This is a genomic window from Microbacterium sp. NPDC055442 (genome assembly GCF_053644215.1).
Window position 1 is genome coordinate 153,354 of record NZ_JBSHLF010000002.1, and the last position, 16,463, is coordinate 169,816.

Annotated in this window: 20 protein-coding genes; 10 read left to right on the forward strand and 10 right to left on the reverse strand. The window is 69.9% G+C overall.

Going from position 1 to position 16,463, the window contains the following annotated elements:
• Nucleotide 1 precedes the first annotated feature (1 nt).
• The 4 genes from ACWIBS_RS05180 to ACWIBS_RS05195 are packed head-to-tail and all read left to right on the forward strand — an operon-like array spanning nucleotide 2 to nucleotide 4,529.
• Nucleotides 2-331 (forward strand): metal-sulfur cluster assembly factor, encoded by a 330-nt coding sequence (locus ACWIBS_RS05180; protein WP_376126386.1) that lies wholly within the window; start codon nucleotides 2-4, stop codon nucleotides 329-331.
• A gap of 19 nt (nucleotides 332-350) precedes the next feature.
• On the forward strand, nucleotides 351-1,511 hold the full coding sequence (locus tag ACWIBS_RS05185; protein ID WP_376126389.1) for a MalY/PatB family protein: 1,161 nt from the start codon (nucleotides 351-353) through the stop codon (nucleotides 1,509-1,511).
• Nucleotides 1,508-2,872 (forward strand): MFS transporter, encoded by a 1,365-nt coding sequence (locus tag ACWIBS_RS05190; RefSeq protein WP_376126392.1) that lies wholly within the window; start codon nucleotides 1,508-1,510, stop codon nucleotides 2,870-2,872. Before ACWIBS_RS05185 ends, ACWIBS_RS05190 begins: the two co-directional genes overlap by 4 nt.
• Nucleotides 2,873-2,930: 58 nt before the next feature.
• Nucleotides 2,931-4,529: an ABC-F family ATP-binding cassette domain-containing protein gene (locus ACWIBS_RS05195; RefSeq protein ID WP_376126394.1), complete on the forward strand. Its 1,599-nt coding sequence runs from the start codon at nucleotides 2,931-2,933 to the stop codon at nucleotides 4,527-4,529.
• Between the two features lie 116 nt (nucleotides 4,530-4,645).
• On the opposite strand, the gene ACWIBS_RS05200 is transcribed toward ACWIBS_RS05195, so the two are convergent.
• Genes ACWIBS_RS05200 through ACWIBS_RS05215 form a run of 4 tightly spaced genes read right to left on the reverse strand, consistent with a single transcriptional unit; the run spans nucleotide 4,646 to nucleotide 6,659 of the window.
• Nucleotides 4,646-5,503 carry an SURF1 family cytochrome oxidase biogenesis protein gene (locus ACWIBS_RS05200; protein WP_376126397.1) on the reverse strand — a complete coding sequence of 286 codons (858 nt, stop codon included), beginning with the start codon at nucleotides 5,501-5,503 and terminating at the stop codon, nucleotides 4,646-4,648.
• Nucleotides 5,500-5,706, reverse strand: a complete 207-nt coding sequence (locus ACWIBS_RS05205; RefSeq protein ID WP_376126400.1) for a hypothetical protein — start codon at nucleotides 5,704-5,706, stop codon at nucleotides 5,500-5,502. Before ACWIBS_RS05205 ends, ACWIBS_RS05200 begins: the two co-directional genes overlap by 4 nt.
• Nucleotides 5,703-6,086, reverse strand: a complete 384-nt coding sequence (locus tag ACWIBS_RS05210; RefSeq protein WP_376126402.1) for a DUF3099 domain-containing protein — start codon at nucleotides 6,084-6,086, stop codon at nucleotides 5,703-5,705. The genes ACWIBS_RS05205 and ACWIBS_RS05210 overlap by 4 nt, the downstream gene beginning before the upstream one ends.
• A 33-nt stretch (nucleotides 6,087-6,119) precedes the next feature.
• Nucleotides 6,120-6,659, reverse strand: a complete 540-nt coding sequence (locus ACWIBS_RS05215) for a DUF4190 domain-containing protein (protein WP_376126404.1) — start codon at nucleotides 6,657-6,659, stop codon at nucleotides 6,120-6,122.
• A 108-nt stretch (nucleotides 6,660-6,767) separates the two neighbouring features.
• On the opposite strand from ACWIBS_RS05215, the gene ACWIBS_RS05220 reads away from it, so the two are divergent.
• Nucleotides 6,768-7,478 carry a beta-ketoacyl-ACP reductase gene (locus ACWIBS_RS05220; RefSeq protein ID WP_376126406.1) on the forward strand — a complete coding sequence of 237 codons (711 nt, stop codon included), beginning with the start codon at nucleotides 6,768-6,770 and terminating at the stop codon, nucleotides 7,476-7,478.
• 20 nt (nucleotides 7,479-7,498) lie between these two features.
• Here ACWIBS_RS05220 and ACWIBS_RS05225 read toward each other — a convergent pair whose 3' ends face one another.
• The 3 genes from ACWIBS_RS05225 to ACWIBS_RS05235 are packed head-to-tail and all read right to left on the reverse strand — an operon-like array spanning nucleotide 7,499 to nucleotide 10,169.
• Nucleotides 7,499-8,209 (reverse strand): alpha/beta fold hydrolase, encoded by a 711-nt coding sequence (locus ACWIBS_RS05225; protein ID WP_376126408.1) that lies wholly within the window; start codon nucleotides 8,207-8,209, stop codon nucleotides 7,499-7,501.
• 33 nt (nucleotides 8,210-8,242) lie between these two features.
• Nucleotides 8,243-8,884: a phosphoserine phosphatase SerB gene (serB, locus tag ACWIBS_RS05230; RefSeq protein WP_376126410.1), complete on the reverse strand. Its 642-nt coding sequence runs from the start codon at nucleotides 8,882-8,884 to the stop codon at nucleotides 8,243-8,245.
• A 40-nt stretch (nucleotides 8,885-8,924) separates the two neighbouring features.
• Nucleotides 8,925-10,169 (reverse strand): glucose-1-phosphate adenylyltransferase, encoded by a 1,245-nt coding sequence (locus ACWIBS_RS05235; RefSeq protein WP_376126412.1) that lies wholly within the window; start codon nucleotides 10,167-10,169, stop codon nucleotides 8,925-8,927.
• Nucleotides 10,170-10,245: 76 nt separating this feature from the next.
• Between ACWIBS_RS05235 and glgA the strand changes: the two genes are divergently transcribed.
• The 3 genes from glgA (at nucleotide 10,246) to ACWIBS_RS05250 (ending at nucleotide 12,572) form a co-directional block, all read left to right on the forward strand.
• The gene (gene glgA / locus ACWIBS_RS05240) at nucleotides 10,246-11,439 is read left to right on the forward strand and encodes a glycogen synthase (protein ID WP_376126415.1); all 1,194 of its coding nucleotides are present in this window, start codon (nucleotides 10,246-10,248) and stop codon (nucleotides 11,437-11,439) included.
• Between the two features lie 10 nt (nucleotides 11,440-11,449).
• Nucleotides 11,450-12,241, forward strand: a complete 792-nt coding sequence (locus tag ACWIBS_RS05245) for an ABC transporter ATP-binding protein (RefSeq protein ID WP_376126418.1) — start codon at nucleotides 11,450-11,452, stop codon at nucleotides 12,239-12,241.
• 82 nt (nucleotides 12,242-12,323) lie between these two features.
• Nucleotides 12,324-12,572 (forward strand): type B 50S ribosomal protein L31, encoded by a 249-nt coding sequence (locus ACWIBS_RS05250; RefSeq protein WP_376126420.1) that lies wholly within the window; start codon nucleotides 12,324-12,326, stop codon nucleotides 12,570-12,572.
• 52 nt (nucleotides 12,573-12,624) lie between these two features.
• Here ACWIBS_RS05250 and ACWIBS_RS05255 read toward each other — a convergent pair whose 3' ends face one another.
• Entirely contained in the window at nucleotides 12,625-13,353 is a 729-nt protein-coding gene (locus tag ACWIBS_RS05255) for an exonuclease domain-containing protein (RefSeq protein ID WP_376126423.1), read from the reverse strand.
• A 94-nt stretch (nucleotides 13,354-13,447) separates the two neighbouring features.
• Here ACWIBS_RS05255 and ACWIBS_RS05260 point away from each other — a divergent pair, with 94 nt between their 5' ends.
• Nucleotides 13,448-14,347, forward strand: a complete 900-nt coding sequence (locus ACWIBS_RS05260; protein ID WP_376126426.1) for an alpha/beta fold hydrolase — start codon at nucleotides 13,448-13,450, stop codon at nucleotides 14,345-14,347.
• On the opposite strand, the gene ACWIBS_RS05265 is transcribed toward ACWIBS_RS05260, so the two are convergent.
• Nucleotides 14,307-14,861 (reverse strand): CGNR zinc finger domain-containing protein, encoded by a 555-nt coding sequence (locus ACWIBS_RS05265; protein ID WP_376126429.1) that lies wholly within the window; start codon nucleotides 14,859-14,861, stop codon nucleotides 14,307-14,309. The genes ACWIBS_RS05260 and ACWIBS_RS05265 overlap by 41 nt on opposite strands.
• A gap of 75 nt (nucleotides 14,862-14,936) precedes the next feature.
• Between ACWIBS_RS05265 and ACWIBS_RS05270 the strand changes: the two genes are divergently transcribed.
• A complete protein-coding gene (locus tag ACWIBS_RS05270) occupies nucleotides 14,937-15,941 on the forward strand; it encodes an EamA family transporter (RefSeq protein ID WP_376126432.1) in 1,005 nt (334 codons plus the stop codon).
• Here the strand turns inward: ACWIBS_RS05270 and ACWIBS_RS05275 are convergent.
• Complete coding sequence (locus ACWIBS_RS05275; protein ID WP_376126434.1) at nucleotides 15,913-16,386, reverse strand: Lrp/AsnC family transcriptional regulator; 474 nt, start codon at nucleotides 16,384-16,386, stop codon at nucleotides 15,913-15,915. The genes ACWIBS_RS05270 and ACWIBS_RS05275 overlap by 29 nt on opposite strands.
• Nucleotides 16,387-16,463: the final 77 nt, after the last annotated feature.

Genomic DNA, 16,463 nt, shown 5'->3' on the forward strand with positions numbered 1-16,463 from the left:
TATGTCCGCCACGCTCGCACCCGAGAAGTACGAAGAGGTCATCGAAGCGCTCAAGGACGTCATGGACCCCGAACTGGGGATCAACGTCGTCGACCTCGGACTCATCTACGACCTCGCATGGGATGACGAGAACGACGCCCTCATCATCCACATGACGCTGACGTCGGCGGGCTGCCCGCTCACCGACGTGCTCGAAGAGCAGACCGCGCAGTCCCTCGACGAGGTCGTGGATCGCTTCCGCATCAACTGGGTGTGGATGCCGCCGTGGGGTCCGGAGCGCATCACCGACGACGGCCGCGACATGATGCGGGCGCTCGGCTTCGCCATCTGACCTTCGGTAGGCTTGCGCGGTGAGCGTGACCCCCCTGCAGGCCCTTCCCGTCGAACGTCTCCGAGAGCGCACGAGCGTCAAGTGGCGTGCGTATCCCGACGACGTCCTGCCGCTGTTCGTCGCCGAGACCGACTTCGCACCGGCGCCCGCGATCACGGCCGCCCTGGCGCGCGCCGTCGAGCTCGGCGACACGGGGTACTCGGCGCCCGGCGCGGGCGTCGGGGCGGCCTATGCGGCCTTTGCGCTCCGTCGATTCGGCTGGAGTGTCGACCCCGCCCGCGCCCGCACGACATGCGACGTGATGATGGGCGTCGTCGAAGTTCTGCGACGGGTCACCAGCCCCGGAGACCGGGTCGTCGTGACGACCCCCGTGTATCCGCCGTTCTTCGACTGCATCCCCGAAGCGGGTGCCGTCGTCGAGACCGTGCCGCTGCGCGAATCGGATGCCGGGTGGCAGCTGGATCTGACAGGCATCGAGTCCGCTCTCGCCGCGGGCGCGCGGACCGTGCTGCTGTGCAATCCGCACAACCCGACGGGGACCGTGCACGCCAAGGCGGACCTCGCCGAACTCGCCGCCATCGCCGAAAGGCACGGGGCCGTCGTCCTGAGCGATGAGATCCATGCTCCGCTCACGCAGCCCGATGTCGTCTTCACACCGTTCCTGTCTGCCTCGCCCGCTGCCGAACGTGTCGGCTACGCCTTCGTGTCGGCGAGCAAGGCGTTCAACCTCGCGGGCCTGAAGTGCGCCCTCATGGTGACCGCTTCCGACGAGAACTCCGCCGTGCTGCGGGCGCTTCCCGACGAGATCGAATGGCGCACGGCGCACTTCGGAGCGATCGCGGCCATCGCGGCGTTCTCGGTCGAAAGCGACGCCTGGCTCGATGCGCAGCTGGCCGCGCTCGATGTCAACCGCCGACTGCTGGCCGAACTGCTCGATGAGTACCTGCCCGACGCCGTCTACCGGATCCCCGACGCGGGCTTCCTGGCGTGGGTCGACCTCTCGGCGTACGGCTGGGGCGATGACCCGGGGCGGCTCATCCTGCGCGACGCCAAGGTCGCCTTCCACTTCGGTCCTCAGTTCGGCGAGCAGGGCGCAGGACACGTGCGGATCAATTTCGGCTGCGCACCCGACATGCTGCGCGAAGCGATCCGGCGCGTCTCCGCGCTGGTGAGCACGTGACGGCGCCCGCGCATCGCGGTGCCGGTGTCTGGAGCGCTCGTTACGTCTGGGTGACGGTCGGCGCCGTCGCGCTGATCTTCCTCGCCGCGATGCAGTCCCTCGCCGTCACGACGGTCATGCCCGTCGTCAGCGCCGACCTGGCGGGTGAGTCGCTGTACGCCGTCGCCTTCGCGGGCACCCTGGCAACCAGCGTCATCGGCATGGTCGCCGTCGGCGCATGGTGCGACCGCGGGGGAGTGCTCGCACCGCTCACGACGGCGGTCGTGCTCTTCGTGATCGGGCTCATCATCGCCGGCGCCGCGCCCACGATGGAGCTGCTCGTCGCGGGGCGGCTCGTGCAGGGCCTCGGCACGGGCGGCCAGACGGTCGCCCTGTATGTCGCCGTCGCCCGTGTCTACCCGACCGACCTGCACGGCCGCGTGTTCGCGGCGTTCTCAGCCGCGTGGGTCGTGCCGTCCCTCATCGGCCCGTTCCTCGCCGGCGCCGTCACCGAGCTCCTGCATTGGCGCTGGGTGTTCCTCGGCGTCGCCGGTCTCACCGTCGTGGCGTTCGCGATGGTGGTGACGCGCCTGCACGGGCTTCCGCTGCACACCGATCAGCCGGCGACGGGCCGCATCGCCCCCCGCCTCGCGTGTGCCGTCGCGGTCGCCGTCGGCGCGCTCGCCCTGAGCCTGGCCGGCGAGCTCGGCGCGGGCGCATGGGTCGTGGTGGCGGCATCCGCTGTCGTCATCGCCCTCGCCGCGCGGCCGCTGCTGCCGCCGCGCACGCTCGTGGCGGGACGCGGACTGCCCAGTGTCGTGCTCATGCGGGGACTCATCGCGGGAGCGCTGTTCGGCGCCGAGATCTACATTCCGTACCTGCTGATCGACGAGTACGGGTTCTCGCCAACATGGGCGGGGCTCGGGCTCACCGCCGCCGCGCTCACCTGGGCACTCGCGGCGGACGTGCAGGGCCGATTCGGCGACCGCATCGGCAACGCGCGCATCACCCTCATCGGCACCGCCCAGCTGCTCGCCGCGATCGTGCTGGCGGGCATCACGGCGCTGTCGCACCTGCCGCCCGGATTGCTCATCGCCGGCTGGGCGCTCGCGGGCAGCGGCATGGGGCTCATGTACCCGCGGCTCACGGTTCTCACGCTCGCGTACTCGACGCCGCGGAACCAGGGATTCAATTCGTCGGCTCTGTCGATCTCGGACGCTGTCGGGTCGGCCACGACGATCGCCGTCATGGGGCTCGTGTTCACGGCGCTGAGCGCCTCGGGTGGGGGATTCACGGCTGTCTTCGCCCTCGCGGCCGTGCTCTCGGTGCTTGCGCTCGTCCCCGGGCTGCGGCTCGGTCACGCGCACGAGAAGACCCGGTAGACTGGGCGGCTGGCCGCTCGGCCGCCCACCCACCCGCCCTGAAGAACGGACGTCCGCTGTGCTCGCCGTGCACGACCTCGAGATCCGCGTGGGTGCACGCGTGCTCATGTCGGACGTGTCCTTCCGCGTCTCCGATGGAGACAAGATCGGCCTCGTGGGCCGCAACGGCGCCGGCAAGACGACGCTCACGAAGGTGCTCGCGGGTGACGTGATCCCCGCCGACGGCAAGGTCGAACGCTGGGGCGAGCTGGGCTACCTGCCGCAGGACCCCCGGTCGGGTGACCCCGAGATGCTCGCGCGGACCCGTGTGCTCGACGCGCGCGGGCTCGGCTCGCTCGCGATCGGCATGCAGGAGGCCTCGCTCGCGATGGGCGACGACGATCCCGCTGTCGCTGCTCGCGCGATGCGCAAGTACGGCACCCTCACCGAGAGGTTCGAGGCGCTCGGGGGGTATGCCGCCGAAGCGGAAGCGGCATCCATCGCTCACAACCTCTCGCTGCCGGACCGGATCCTGGATCAGCCGCTCAAGACGCTGTCGGGTGGTCAGCGCCGCCGCATCGAACTCGCTCGCATCCTGTTCTCGGATGCCCAGACGATGATCCTCGACGAGCCGACCAACCACCTCGACGCCGACAGCGTCGTGTGGCTGAGGGAGTTCCTCAAGGGATACAAGGGCGGGCTCATCGTGATCTCGCACGATGTCGAGCTCGTCGGCGAGACGGTCAACCGCGTCTTCTACCTGGATGCCAACCGCCAGGTCATCGACGTCTACAACATGAACTGGAAGAACTACCTGCGCCAGCGGGTGGCCGACGAGGAGCGCCGCAAGAAGGAGCGCACCAACGTCGAGAAGAAGGCCACCGTGCTGCAGCAGCAGGCGGCCAGGTTCGGGGCGAAGGCGTCGAAGGCGGCTGCCGCGCACCAGATGGTCGCGCGCGCGGAGAAGATGCTCGCGGGGCTCGACGAGGTGCGGCAGGAGGAGCGCGTCGCGAAGCTGCGGTTCCCCAAGCCCGCACCGTGCGGCAAGACGCCGCTCATGGCGTCGGGACTGTCGAAGTCGTACGGTTCGCTGGAGATCTTCACCGACGTCGACCTCGCGATCGACCGCGGTTCGCGCGTCGTGATCCTCGGCCTCAACGGCGCCGGCAAGACGACGCTGCTGCGGATCCTCGCCGGCGTCGACAAGCCCGACACGGGGCAGCTCGAACCGGGACACGGTCTCAAGATCGGCTACTACGCGCAGGAGCACGAGAACCTCGACGTCTCGCGGTCGGTGCTCGAGAACATGATGTCGGCGGCGCCGGACATCACGGCGACGGAGGCGCGCAAGGTGCTCGGGTCGTTCCTGTTCACGGGCGACGACGTGCTCAAGCCCGCCGGTGTGCTCTCGGGCGGCGAGAAGACGCGACTGTCGCTCGCGACGCTCGTGGTGTCCTCGGCGAACATGCTGCTGCTCGACGAGCCCACGAACAACCTGGACCCCGCCTCGCGCGAGGAGATCCTCGGTGCGCTCGCGCACTACGAGGGCGCCGTCGTGCTCGTCTCGCACGACGAGGGCGCCGTGGAGGCGCTCAATCCCGAGCGTGTGCTCATCCTTCCCGACGGCGTCGAGGACATCTGGGGTCGCGACTACGCCGACCTCGTCTCCCTCGCCTGACCGGCCCGCGGCATCCCCTCTGCCCGTTGACGGCGAGACTGCACGCGCGCGCCGAGACTGCGGGTGAACCCCGCGGTCTCGGCCGCCCCGTGCAGTCTCGCGGGTGAGGGGTGGGGTCAGCGGACGGCGTCGAGGAGGGCGTCCTCGGCGTCGGCGTCGCGGTCGCGACGACGAGCGGATGCCGCGGGGCGCGGCGGCCTCGGCGGGGAGTGCTCGTCGTCCTCGGCGTCCTCGCGGCGGGCGATGATCTCGGTGCGGATCATGTATCCGATGAAGATGAAGCCCATGACGGCGAACAGGATCCACTGGATCGCGTACGACAGGTACGGGCCGGGGTCCTCGGAGGGCGACGGGAGGGAACCGGGCATCGCCTCGACGGCGGGATCCTCGGACACGATGATGCCGTAGGCGCTCTGCACGAGCGCGTCGCCGATGTCGGGCGCGACCCGCTCGGCGACGAAGGGCAGGTTGATCGTCGGCACCTGACCCGCATCGGCCGTGCGGCCGGACGCGGGGAGCGGCTCACCCGGCCGGAGCCGGACGATGACCGTCACCTCGCCGGCCGGCGGTGCCGGCACGGCATCGGGCTCGGGCTGGTCGGCGCCGGGCGGAACCCAGCCGCGATCGACGACGAGCACGCGCCCGTCGTCGAGGCGGAACGGCACGAGAACCTCATACGCCGCCGTGCCGCCGTGCGGGCGGTTGCGCACGAGCAGCTGCTCATCGGCGAGGTACTCGCCCGTCAACACGACTGGATGCCACTCATCACCCGCGTCGAGCGTCTCGCCGTCGGGGATCAGCTCGGCGAAGGCGACCGGCGCGGCGTCGTAGTTCTGCTCGACGAGCGCGAGCTGCGCGGAGCGGTCGCCGTTGCGGGTGAACTGCCAGTCCGACAGGAACGCGCACGCGATCGCGAACACGGCGGCGACGAGCACATAGGTCGACCAGCGGACGGCGGCGGGGGCGTTCTTCATGACGGAACCTCGAGTTCACCCACGTCGAGCGGGAAGGAGCGCGCCGAGAGGAACTCGCGCAGGTACGCCACGTGGTCGTCGCACGCCACCCACGTCTTGCGGCGGTCCTCGGCGTGGATGCGCGGATTGCGCCAGTCGATGCGCCAGCGGGCCGTCGCACGGCACCCGGCGCGCGAGCACGTGGTGTCGGTGGCGCCGGTCATGCGGAATCCTTCTCGACGGGCCCGGTCGCGTCGTGCGGGCCCTCGTCGACAGCGCGGGCCTCGTTCAGCCGGATGACGGTGGGACCGCCGGCGGCGGTGGGCGACGCCTGCGACGGCAGGGCGAGCTCGGGCGACTCCGACGTCGTGCGGTTCGTGCTCTTGCTCACGTTGGCCGTGACGACCGCGAAGTAGGGCAGGAACACCGCGGCCGCACCGAGCACCCACGTGTACCAGCCGTAGGGGGTGATCGCGACCATCAGCACGAAGCACGCGACCCGCACGCCCATCGTGATGAGGTAGTGCTTCGCGCGGTCGCTCGTGTCGTCGTGCGGCGACGCGGGGAGCGAAGTCGCAGACTGCCGCGCAGACGAGTTCCTCACCCATCCAGCGTACGCCGCTTCGCCCGCGGCGGATCAGCGGAAAGACGACTGCGTGGCGGCGAAGGGGATGAACGCCAGGAAGAAGAGCACACCCAGCACGAGGAAGGCCAGGCCGACCCAGCCCACGATGACGCCGGCCAGGGCCATGCCGCGACCCTTCTCGCCCGTGCGCGCGATCTGCTTGAGCGAGATGTGACCCATGATGGCGCCGGCGAGCGAGCCGACGAAGGGAAGGATCCAGATGAATCCGGCGATGCTCGCGATCATCGAGATGATGGCGAGGACGTTCGTCTTGACAGCGGCGTAGCCATAGGCGGGAGCGGCCCCGTACGGGCCCGCCGGGGCACCGTACGCGGGCGCGCTGGGATACTGCGGCTGCGCGTACCCGCCGTAGGCGGGGTAGGCGCCGGGCGCCTGCGGGGGTGCGTCCGCCGCGGGCGGCGCCGGCGCTTCGGCCGGAGGAGTGTAGGCGGGCGGCGCGCTGTACGCGGGAGGCGGCGTGTAGGCCGGAGGAGCGTACGTCGGACGCGCGTCGTCGTGGTCGTCGTTAGAGGGGTTCTCCGGGGTGCTCACGGTCGCGCCTTTCGTCGATGCTGCCTCCAGCGTTCCAGCGCGGGCGGCATAGGTCAAACGACGCGCCGCTAGGCTGGGGCGGTTCGTCGTCATCCCGAGGGAGCTGTCATGTTCACCGATCGCGTCGTGCTCGTCACCGGCGGAAACCGCGGCATCGGTCGCGCCATTGCGGAGCGCTTCGTCGCCGCGGGATACCGGGTCGCCGTCACGGCGCGCTCCGGCGAGGGTCCCGAGGGCACGCTGACGGTGCGCGCCGACGTCACGGATGCGGCATCCGTCGATGTCGCCTTCACACAGGTCGAGCAGGAGCTCGGTCCGGTCGGGATCGTCGTGGCCAACGCCGGCATCACGAAGGACATGCTGCTGCTGCGCATGACCGAGGACGACTTCGACTCGGTCGTCGCGACGAACCTCGGCGGTGCGTTCCGTGTCGTCAAGCGCGCATCGAAGGGGATGCTGCGTGCGCGCTGGGGACGCGTCATCCTCATCTCGTCGGTCGTGGGCCTCTACGGCTCGCCCGGGCAGATCAACTACTCCTCGTCCAAGAGCGGCCTCGTCGGGTTCGCCCGGTCGCTCACGCGGGAGCTCGGCGGGCGCGGCATCACCGCGAACGTCGTCGCTCCGGGCTTCGTCGAGACCGACATGACGGCGCAGCTCGCGCCCGAGACGCAGGCGGAGTACAAGAAGAACATCCCCGCCGGCCGCTTCGGGGCCCCCGACGAGATCGCGGGCGTCGTCACGTGGCTCGCGTCGGACGACGCCGCCTACATCTCCGGCGCCGTGATCCCCGTCGACGGCGGCCTCGGCATGGGGCACTGACCCGCACCGACCCCGCCGCGTCAGCGCGCGATCGCCTCGACGATCGCCGCCGCCACCGCACCGGGGCGTGAGAACTGCGGCCAGTGGCCCGTGGGCTCACCGTCGGGCACGATCTGCACGATGTTCAGGTTCTCGAGCGCGGCGAGCTCGGCCGCCCACGCCGGCGCCTGCGCGATGTGCGCGCGGATCTGCGCCTCGGGCACCGTCGAGGTGATCATCGTCGCGGGCACGCTGCGGCGCCGCTCATCCGTGAGACGGATCGGGTCGGTCGGCACGCGCACGGGAACCGTCTGCGCGCCGGCACCGATCGCCGCGCGGAGATCGTCGGCGAGGTCGGCGGTGTCGGAGGCGTCGAAGAAGCTCCAGCCGGGGAAGGGGACGACCCCGTCGACGGCCGGGAACTCCCAGATGGAACCCCCGTCGCCGGGCGGGAAGGTGTCGAGGAACACGATGTGCTGCACGCGCTCGGGGCGGGCGTCTGCCGCGCCGTAGGCGACGTTGCCGCCGCCGCTGTGGCCGACGAGCACGACGGGACCGTCGATCCGGTCGATCTCGGACACCGTCGCGGCGACCCAGTCCGCGATGCCGATGTCGCCCGATGCCGGCGCGGGCTCGCCGACCCCCGGCATCGTGAGCGGATGCGGCGTGTGCCCCGCGCGCTCGAGCGCGGGGGTCACCGCACGCCAGGAGGATGCGTCCAGCCAGAGTCCCGGGATGAGCACGATGTCCATGGCACAGACGGTACGCCGGACCTCGGACATCCGTCAGGGCAGCAGCGGAATGACCTCGCGCAGGTCGACGGGACCGATCACGAGGTCGGCGAGCTCCCGCACGGCGGGCTTCGCGTTGAACGCCAGGCCCAGCCCCGCGGCCGCCATCATGAGCAGGTCGTTCGCGCCGTCGCCGACGGCGATCGTGCGCGACAGCGGGACACCGGCTGCGGCGGCCCATTCGCCGAGTGCGGTGGCTTTGCCCGCGGCATCCACGATCTCGCCGTCGACGAGCCCCGTGAGGGCGCCCTCGGCGGCCTGGAGACGGTTCGCGCGCCAGATGTCGACGCCGAGCTGCGGAGCGACCGTGTCGAGGATCTCGTGGAAGCCGCCCGAGACGACGCCGAACCGGCCGCCGCGCTCGTGCACGGCGGCGATCAGTTCGTGCACGCCCGGCGTCGGCTCGACGCGCGCGAGCACGCGGGCGAACGCCGCGACAGGCACGCCCTCGAGGGTGGCGACACGCGAGCGCAGACTCGTCGCGAAGTCGACTTCGCCGCGCATCGCGGCCTCGGTCGCCTCGGCGACCTCGGCGCCGCGCCCCGCCTCATCGGCGATGAGCTCGATGACCTCGTTGCGGATGAGCGTGGAATCGGCGTCGAGAACGACGAGGAAACGGGCGTCCTGAAGCGGCATCCCTCCACGCTAGCGTCGCGCGAGTGCCGCGCCGGACACGTCAGCGCTCGACGCGGATGCCCTTGCCGACGACCGTGATGCCGCTGTCGGTCACGGTGTAGCCGCGCGCCAGATCGCGTTCGACGTCGACGCCGACGGTCGCGCCGTCGTCGAGGAAGACGTTCTTGTCGAGGATGGCGCGGTGCACGCGCGCGCCCGCCCCGACGCGGACATGGTCGAACAGCACGGAGTCGGTGATCGTCGATCCACCCCCGGCGAGCGTCCAGGGCCCCACGACGCTGCGTTCGATATGCGTGCCCGAGAGCACCGAGCCCAGCGACACGACCGAGTCGATCGCGTTGCCGATGCGTCCGTCCGCGTCGCGCACGAATTTGGCGGGCGGGGAGTTGACGGCCTGCGAGTGGATCGGCCACTGCATGTTGTAGAGGTTGAAGATCGGCAGCGTCGAGATCAGGTCGCGGTGGGCGTCGAAGAACGACTCGATCGTGCCGACATCGCGCCAGTAGTACCGGTCGCGGTCGGTCGAGCCCGGCACGTCGTTGCGATTCATGTCGTACACGCCCGCCTCGCCGCGTTCGACGAAGTACGGCACGATGTCGCCGCCCATGTCGTGGTTCGAGGTCGGCAGCTCGCCATCGGACTCGACGGCCTCGATGAGCGCGTCGGTGTCGAAGATGTAGTTGCCCATCGACGCGAGCACTTCGCCGGGGGAGTCGGCGAGCCCGGTCGGGTCCTGCGGCTTCTCGAGGAACTCGCGGATGCGGCCGGGATCGGCCGGGTCGACGTCGATCACCCCGAACTGGTTGGCGAGCCCGATGGGCTGGCGGATGCCGGCGACGGTCGCCCGCGCGCCGGACTCGACGTGCGCGCCGAGCATCTGCCGGAAATCCATGCGGTAGACGTGGTCGGCGCCGATCACGATGACGATGTCCGGCTTCTCGTCGGTGATGAGGTTGAGGCTCTGCAGGATCGCGTCGGCCGATCCCGAGAACCAGCGCTTCCCGAGTCGCTGCTGAGCGGGTACGGAGGCGACGTAGGAGTCCAGCAGCGGCGACATGCGCCATGTCTGGGAGATGTGGCGGTCGAGGCTGTGCGACTTGTACTGCGTGAGCACGACGATCTGGCGCAGGCCGGAGTTGATCAGGTTCGAGATCGCGAAATCGATGAGCCGGTACTGGCCCGCGAACGGCACCGCCGGTTTGGCGCGATCGGCCGTGAGAGGCATGAGTCGCTTGCCCTCGCCCCCCGCGAGGATGATTCCGAAGACCTTCGGCGCTGCAGGCATGGCACCACCCTAGGGGCGCCGCGCGGCGAGGTATAGCGACTGTCACAGGAACGTCTCGTGTACTAGGTTTCGTGCCATGCGCGTCGACATCGTGACCAAGGAGTACCCGCCGGAGATCTACGGTGGCGCGGGCGTGCACGTGACCGAGCTCGTCGCGGCCCTGCGCCGGAGCATGGACGTGCGAGTGCGCGCGTTCGGGGCAGACCGCGACGAAGCGGGCACGACGTCGTACGGCGTGCCCGCCGAACTGGCGGATGCCAATGCCGCGATCCGGACACTCGGCACCGACCTCGAGATCGTGGGCGATGTCGCCGGTGCCGACGTCGTGCACTCCCACACCTGGTATGCGAACTTCGCCGGGCACCTCGCGTCCCTGCTGCACGGGATCCCGCACATCGTGACGGCGCATTCGCTCGAGCCGCTGCGCCCCTGGAAAGCCGAGCAGCTCGGCGGCGGGTACGCCGTGTCGAGCTACATCGAGAAGACGGCGTACGAGTCGGCCGCCGCCGTCATCGCCGTGAGCGGGGGCATGCGCGACGACATCCTGCGCAGCTACCCGGCGCTGGATGCCGCCAAGGTGCACGTCGTCTACAACGGCATCGACGTCGAGGGGTGGCATCCCGTCGATGATCCCGCCCTGCTCGCCGAGCTCGGGGTCGACGCGTCCCGCCCGTCGGTCGTGTTCGTCGGGCGCATCACGCGGCAGAAGGGACTGCCGTACTTCCTGCGCGCCGCCCAGCTGCTGCCGCCCGACGTGCAGGTCATCCTGTGCGCGGGCGCACCGGACACACCGCAGATCATGTCCGAGGTCGAGGACCTCGTGCGTGGCCTCCAACGCACGCGCGACGGCGTCGTGTGGATCGATCGGATGCTCTCGCGGCACGAGCTGTGCACGATCCTCACGGCGGCCACGACGTTCGTCTGCCCGTCGATCTACGAACCGCTGGGCATCGTCAACCTCGAGGCGATGGCGTGCGGCGCCGCCGTCGTCGGCACCGCGACCGGCGGCATCCCCGAGGTCGTCGTCGACGGGGTGACGGGCCGGCTCGTGCCGATCGACCAGGTGCAGGACGGGACCGGGACCCCGACCGACCCCGACCGGTTCGTCGCCGACCTCGCGCGCGTCCTGGCCGAGGTCGTGAGCGATCCGGCTCGCGCCGCCGGTTACGGTGCAGCGGGGCGCGAGCGCGCGGGCAAGGACTTCAGCTGGGCGCGCATCGCGGAGCAGACGGCGGCGCTCTACGCCGAGGTCGCCGCGTCGGGCCGTTAGGCTGGGCGTCATGCCCCAGGTGCTCGATTTCTCCGACGTCATCGTCCGCCGAAACTCCCGCAACATCGTCGATCGCCTCGACTGGACGGTGGAGGACGACGAACGATGGGTCATCCTCGGCCCGAACGGCGCCGGCAAGACGACGGTGCTGCAGCTCGCCGACACGCTCCTGCACCCCACGTCCGGCGTCGTGACGATCCTCGGTGAGCGACTCGGTCGCACCGACGTGTTCGAGCTGCGTCCGCGCATCGGCTTCGCCTCGTCCGCCATGGCACGCCGTGTGCCGCCGGAGGAGACCGTCGTCGATGTCGTGCTGACGGCGGCGTTCTCGGTGCTCGGGCGCTGGCGCGAAGACTACGAGGACATCGACGAGAGGCGCGCGCTGCGCGTGCTCGCGGAGTGGAAGCTCGACCACCTCGCCGATCGCACGTTCGGCACGCTCAGCGACGGCGAGCAGAAGCGCGTGCAGATCGCGCGTGCCGTCATGACCGACCCCGAGATGCTGCTGCTGGACGAGCCGACCGCGAGCCTCGACCTCGGGGCGCGGGAAGAGCTCCTCGCGCTCCTCAGCGGATACGCGCAGGCGCCCACGACCCCGGCGATGATCATGGTGACCCACCATGTCGAAGAGATCCCGGTCGGCTTCACGCACGTGCTGCTGCTGCGCGACGGACGCGCTGTCGCACAGGGCCCGATCGCCGAAGCGCTCACGGCAGAGTCGCTCACCGAAACGTTCGGCGTGCCGATCATCCTGTCCGAGGCCGACGGCCGGTACGCGGCGCGCGCGGAGTCGGTTTCCTGATAGAATCGCTCCTTGGTGCACTCGCACCACGGACCCTGGTCCCTGGTTCTCAGCAGGGACGCCATCCCCTTAAGGACTTTTCATGAAGACTGACATCCACCCCGAATACCGGGCCATCGTTTTCCGCGACCTCGGTTCGGGCGAGACCTTCCTCACCCGTTCGACGGTCACGAGCGACAAGACGATCGAGCTCGACGGCGTCGAGTACCCCGTCATCGACGTCGAGATCTCGTCGGCATCGCACCCGTTCTACACGGGCAAGCAGCGCATCATGGACTCGGCCGGTCGCGTCGAGAAGTTCAACCAGCGCTTCAAGAACTTCGGCAAGTAACAGCCGACGTGCGAAAGCCCCGCTCCGGCGGGGCTTTCGTCGTCTGTGCGCGTCAGCGCACGGGCCACACGCCGTCGAGGGCGTCGCCGGGGTCGAGACGCCCGATCTGGATGAAGTACTCGGTGAGGCTCGCCGTCTGCGCGCGCGCCCAGGAGATCTGACTCGTGTGCAGCTCGTGCGGTGTGGCGGGCAGGCGCGTGGAGTAGCGCGTGACGAGCGCCTGTGCCACGCGGCCCGCGGCGACGGCGTCGGATGCCGCTTCGTGCGCGCTCGCGAGCGGCACGGCGTAGTGCGCCGCGACGGCCTCGAGCGTGCGCTTGCCGCGGCGATAGCGGTCGCAGTGCTTGTCGATCACGAACGGATCGATGACGGGCGACGGCGTGGCGATGCCGGCGATGCCGTGGCGCTCGGCCTCGTGCTTGAGCAGCGAGAAGTCGTATGCCGCGTTGTAGGCGACGACCGGGATGCCGGCGTCGAGCATCGCGCGGAGCGCTTCGACGACCTCGCCGACGACATCGCGCGCGGCGCGGCCCTCGGCGCGGGCCCGGGCGGTGGTGACCCCGTGGATCGCAGCGGCGCCCTCGGGGATCTCGACCCCGGGATCGGCGAGCCAGTCTCGCGCGCGCACGACGGCTCCCGTGCCGTCGAGCAGTCCCACGTAGGCCGTCACGATGCGATCGGTGCGGACGTCGACGCCCGTCGTCTCGAGATCGAACACGCCCACGGCGGTGGACCAGTGCGGATGCACCGGGGGAGCGGGCGCGGCGTGCGTGGGCTGCATGCCGCCCACGGTATGCGACACCCCCGACATCGCGCGCGAGGCGCTCCGCGTGCGACAGGCGGCCTGGTCCTGCCCGCACTCGTAGACTCGTCCGGTGCCCGCGTTCAACCCCTATGCCGCCCTGCTCGAGCAGATCCCCGTCGAGCGGCATGAGGTCGAGGTGCTCGGTGGCACGACGGCGTACTGGGACTACGGTCCGCACGACGCCGAGACGACGATCATCGCCGTGCACGGGTTCCGCGGCGACCACCACGGGCTGGAACCGGTGATCGCCCAACTGCGCGGCATCCGCGTCATCTCGCCCGATCTCCCCGGCTTCGGAGAGACACCTCCGCTGCCGGGCCGCACGCACGATCTCGAGGCCTACGCCCAGTGGCTCACGCGCTTCGCGCAGACGGTCGCCCCCGGCGCCGTGATCCTCGGGCATTCCTTCGGCTCGATCGTCGCCTCGGCGGCGGTCGCCGGCGGCTTGGCCACGCCCCGCCTCATCCTGATCAATCCGATCGGCGCTCCCGCGCTCGAGGGCCCGCGGGGCGTGCTGACGCGGCTCGCCGTCCTCTACTACTGGGCCGGTGCGAAGCTGCCCGCGGCGATCGGCGAAGCGCTGCTGCGCAATGGCCTCATCGTGCGGGTCATGAGCGTGTCGATGGCCAAGACGAAGGATGCCGCGCTGCGGCGCTTCGTGCACGATCAGCACGACACCTACTTCTCACGCTTCGCCGACCGCGATGTGCTGCACGACGCGTTCGTGACGTCGGTGTCGCACGATGTCCGCGAGGCGGCACCGCGCATCGACGTGCCGACGCTGCTCATCGCCGCCGTGCGCGATGACATCACCCCGATCCAGGCGCAGCGCCACCTCGCGACGCTGTTCGCCGACGTCGAGCTCGTCGAGATCCCCGATGTCGGGCATCTGATCCACTACGAGACCCCGGAACCCGCGGCCGCAGCGATCAGGCGCTTTCTCGCGCCTTCCGTTCCCGGTACGCGATGACGTTCATGCGGTTGCCGCAGTTTCCGGTGTCGCAGTAGCGCTTCGATCCGTTGCGCGAATAGTCGATGTAGACCGCGTCGCAGTCATCGGCCTCGCACACCCGCACGCGATCGTACGAGTCGCTGCGGATCACCTCGACGAAGGCCATCGCCGCTTCGACCATGATGCGCGTCGCGATGGGGGCGTCGTCGGGAGTCGCGTGGATATGCCAGTCGTGTTCGCCGTGGATGACCAGCCGCGGCACGGCCTCGCCGTCGCGCAGCATGTCGTTGATGAGCGGCACGGCTCCTTCGCGGTCGACCTCCCACAGCTTCCGCACCCGGGCGCGCACCTGGCGGATCTCCTCGACCGTCGCTCGATCGCGCCGGACGGTACCCGAATACGGGTGATCGGCGAGGTAGGAATCGAGGTCGGCGACCGTGGTCATGGTGTCCTCGCCGTCGCACAGCGGGAGCGTGTTCACGAGGGCGGCGGCGGCTTCGAGACTCTGTCTCGTGTCACGGATGAAGACCATGTTGACTCCTGACATTCGACTCGGATACTGTCACCAGTGTAATCACCCTTCACTCCTGACAGCCGGATGCCGCCCATGACCTCGACCGCACCCATCCCGATCATCCGCGACATCGCCCCGCCGACGAGACTCAGCACGACGGGCCTCGTCCTGGCGGTCGCCTCGGCCCTCGCCTTCTCATCGAGCGGGCCGTTCATCAAGCCGCTCCTCGAAGCGGGCTGGTCGGTCGGCGCAGCGCTCATCGTCCGGATCGGCCTCGCGGGGCTGCTGCTCTCGCCCGCGCTGTTCGTCGCGATGCGACGACAGCGGTCGTTCCTGCGTCGCCACGGTCTGCTCATGGTCGGGTTCGGGGTGACCGCCGTCGTCGGATGCCAGCTGTTCTACTTCCTGGCGATGCAGCGGATGCCGGTGGCCGTGGCGCTGCTCATCCAGTTCCTCGCCCCCGTCATGCTCGTTCTGCTGGCCTGGGTGCGCACGAAGCGCGCGCCGTCCACGCTCGTCATCGTGGGATCGGTCGTGGCCGTTGCGGGTCTCGTGCTCGTCGTGGACATCTCGGGGGTGAGCTTCGACTTCGTCGGCACGCTCTTCGCCCTCTGCGCCGCCGTCTGCGTCATGGCCTACTACCTGATCGCCGAGAAGTCGCGCGACGATCTGCCGCCCCTCGCGCTCGCGGCGGGAGGACTGCTCGCCGGCGCCCTGTTCATGGGGGTCCTCGTGGTCATCGGCGTCCTGCCGTTCCACGCTCCACCGGTCTCGGTCGAGCTCGCCGGCATCGAGGTGCCGTGGTTCGTGCCGCTGCTGTGGGTCGCGTGCGTCGCGACGACGCTCGGATACGGTCTGGGTGTCATGGCGATCCCGCGCATCGGATCGCGGGTCGGGTCCTTCGTCGGGCTGTCCGAAGTGCTCTTCGCTCTGGGGTTCGCCTGGCTCCTGCTGGCCGAGGTGCCCGCGCCCGTCCAGTTCGTGGGCGGCGCGCTCATCCTCGTCGGCGTCGTGCTCGTGCGCCTCGATGCCTCGGCGGGCACGGGGCGGCGGGGGCGCGCCGGGAAGGCTATCTCTCCCGCCGTGCCAGCTCCATGAGCGGCATCAGGCGGTACGGGATGACCTCGTCCATCACGAGCGATGTCTCGGTGCGCTCGACGCCGTCGATCGCGAGGATGCGCGCGTCCGTATCGAACAGATGCTGGGTGTCTCGACAGGCGACGCGCACGAGCAGATCGATCTGACCGCTCAGTCCGTGCGCCTGCACGATCTCGGGGATCGCAGCGAGGTCTTCCGTGATGCGCGGCAGGTCTGCCTGCCGGACGATGACGCTGATGAACGCCTCGATCGGGTAGCCGAGAGCGGCCGACGAGAGAGCACGCTCATACGACAGGAACACGTCGGCGCGGTCGAGACGCGACATGCGCGCCTGGACGGTGTTGCGTGACAGGCCGAGTCTCTCGGCCAAGGCGACCACGGTCGCGCGCGGGTCGGTCGACAGGGCCGCGAGCAGGTCGAGGTCTACCTGGTCCAGGGTGCTCATAGTGCGCAACGTTAGCACGCCGTATTTTCAAATGAATGCGCAACATGCTCAAGTACTCTTCGTTAGCTTGAGCTAGG

Excerpts from the sequence above, each read along its gene's own strand:
- ACWIBS_RS05235 (WP_376126412.1), bottom strand. The coding sequence starts at position 10,169 with ATGCCTGCAGCGCCGAAGGTCTTCGGAATCATCCTCGCGGGGGGCGAG.
- ACWIBS_RS05275 (WP_376126434.1), bottom strand. The coding sequence starts at position 16,386 with ATGAGCACCCTGGACCAGGTAGACCTCGACCTGCTCGCGGCCCTGTCG.
- glgA (WP_376126415.1), top strand. The coding sequence starts at position 10,246 with ATGCGCGTCGACATCGTGACCAAGGAGTACCCGCCGGAGATCTACGGT.
- ACWIBS_RS05225 (WP_376126408.1), bottom strand. The coding sequence starts at position 8,209 with ATGGACATCGTGCTCATCCCGGGACTCTGGCTGGACGCATCCTCCTGG.
- ACWIBS_RS05180 (WP_376126386.1), top strand. The coding sequence starts at position 2 with ATGTCCGCCACGCTCGCACCCGAGAAGTACGAAGAGGTCATCGAAGCG.
- ACWIBS_RS05200 (WP_376126397.1), bottom strand. The coding sequence starts at position 5,503 with ATGAAGAACGCCCCCGCCGCCGTCCGCTGGTCGACCTATGTGCTCGTC.
- ACWIBS_RS05255 (WP_376126423.1), bottom strand. The coding sequence starts at position 13,353 with ATGCAGCCCACGCACGCCGCGCCCGCTCCCCCGGTGCATCCGCACTGG.
- serB (WP_376126410.1), bottom strand. The coding sequence starts at position 8,884 with ATGCCGCTTCAGGACGCCCGTTTCCTCGTCGTTCTCGACGCCGATTCC.
- ACWIBS_RS05205 (WP_376126400.1), bottom strand. The coding sequence starts at position 5,706 with ATGACCGGCGCCACCGACACCACGTGCTCGCGCGCCGGGTGCCGTGCG.
- ACWIBS_RS05265 (WP_376126429.1), bottom strand. The coding sequence starts at position 14,861 with ATGGTCTTCATCCGTGACACGAGACAGAGTCTCGAAGCCGCCGCCGCC.
- ACWIBS_RS05220 (WP_376126406.1), top strand. The coding sequence starts at position 6,768 with ATGTTCACCGATCGCGTCGTGCTCGTCACCGGCGGAAACCGCGGCATC.
- ACWIBS_RS05270 (WP_376126432.1), top strand. The coding sequence starts at position 14,937 with ATGACCTCGACCGCACCCATCCCGATCATCCGCGACATCGCCCCGCCG.
- ACWIBS_RS05245 (WP_376126418.1), top strand. The coding sequence starts at position 11,450 with ATGCCCCAGGTGCTCGATTTCTCCGACGTCATCGTCCGCCGAAACTCC.
- ACWIBS_RS05250 (WP_376126420.1), top strand. The coding sequence starts at position 12,324 with ATGAAGACTGACATCCACCCCGAATACCGGGCCATCGTTTTCCGCGAC.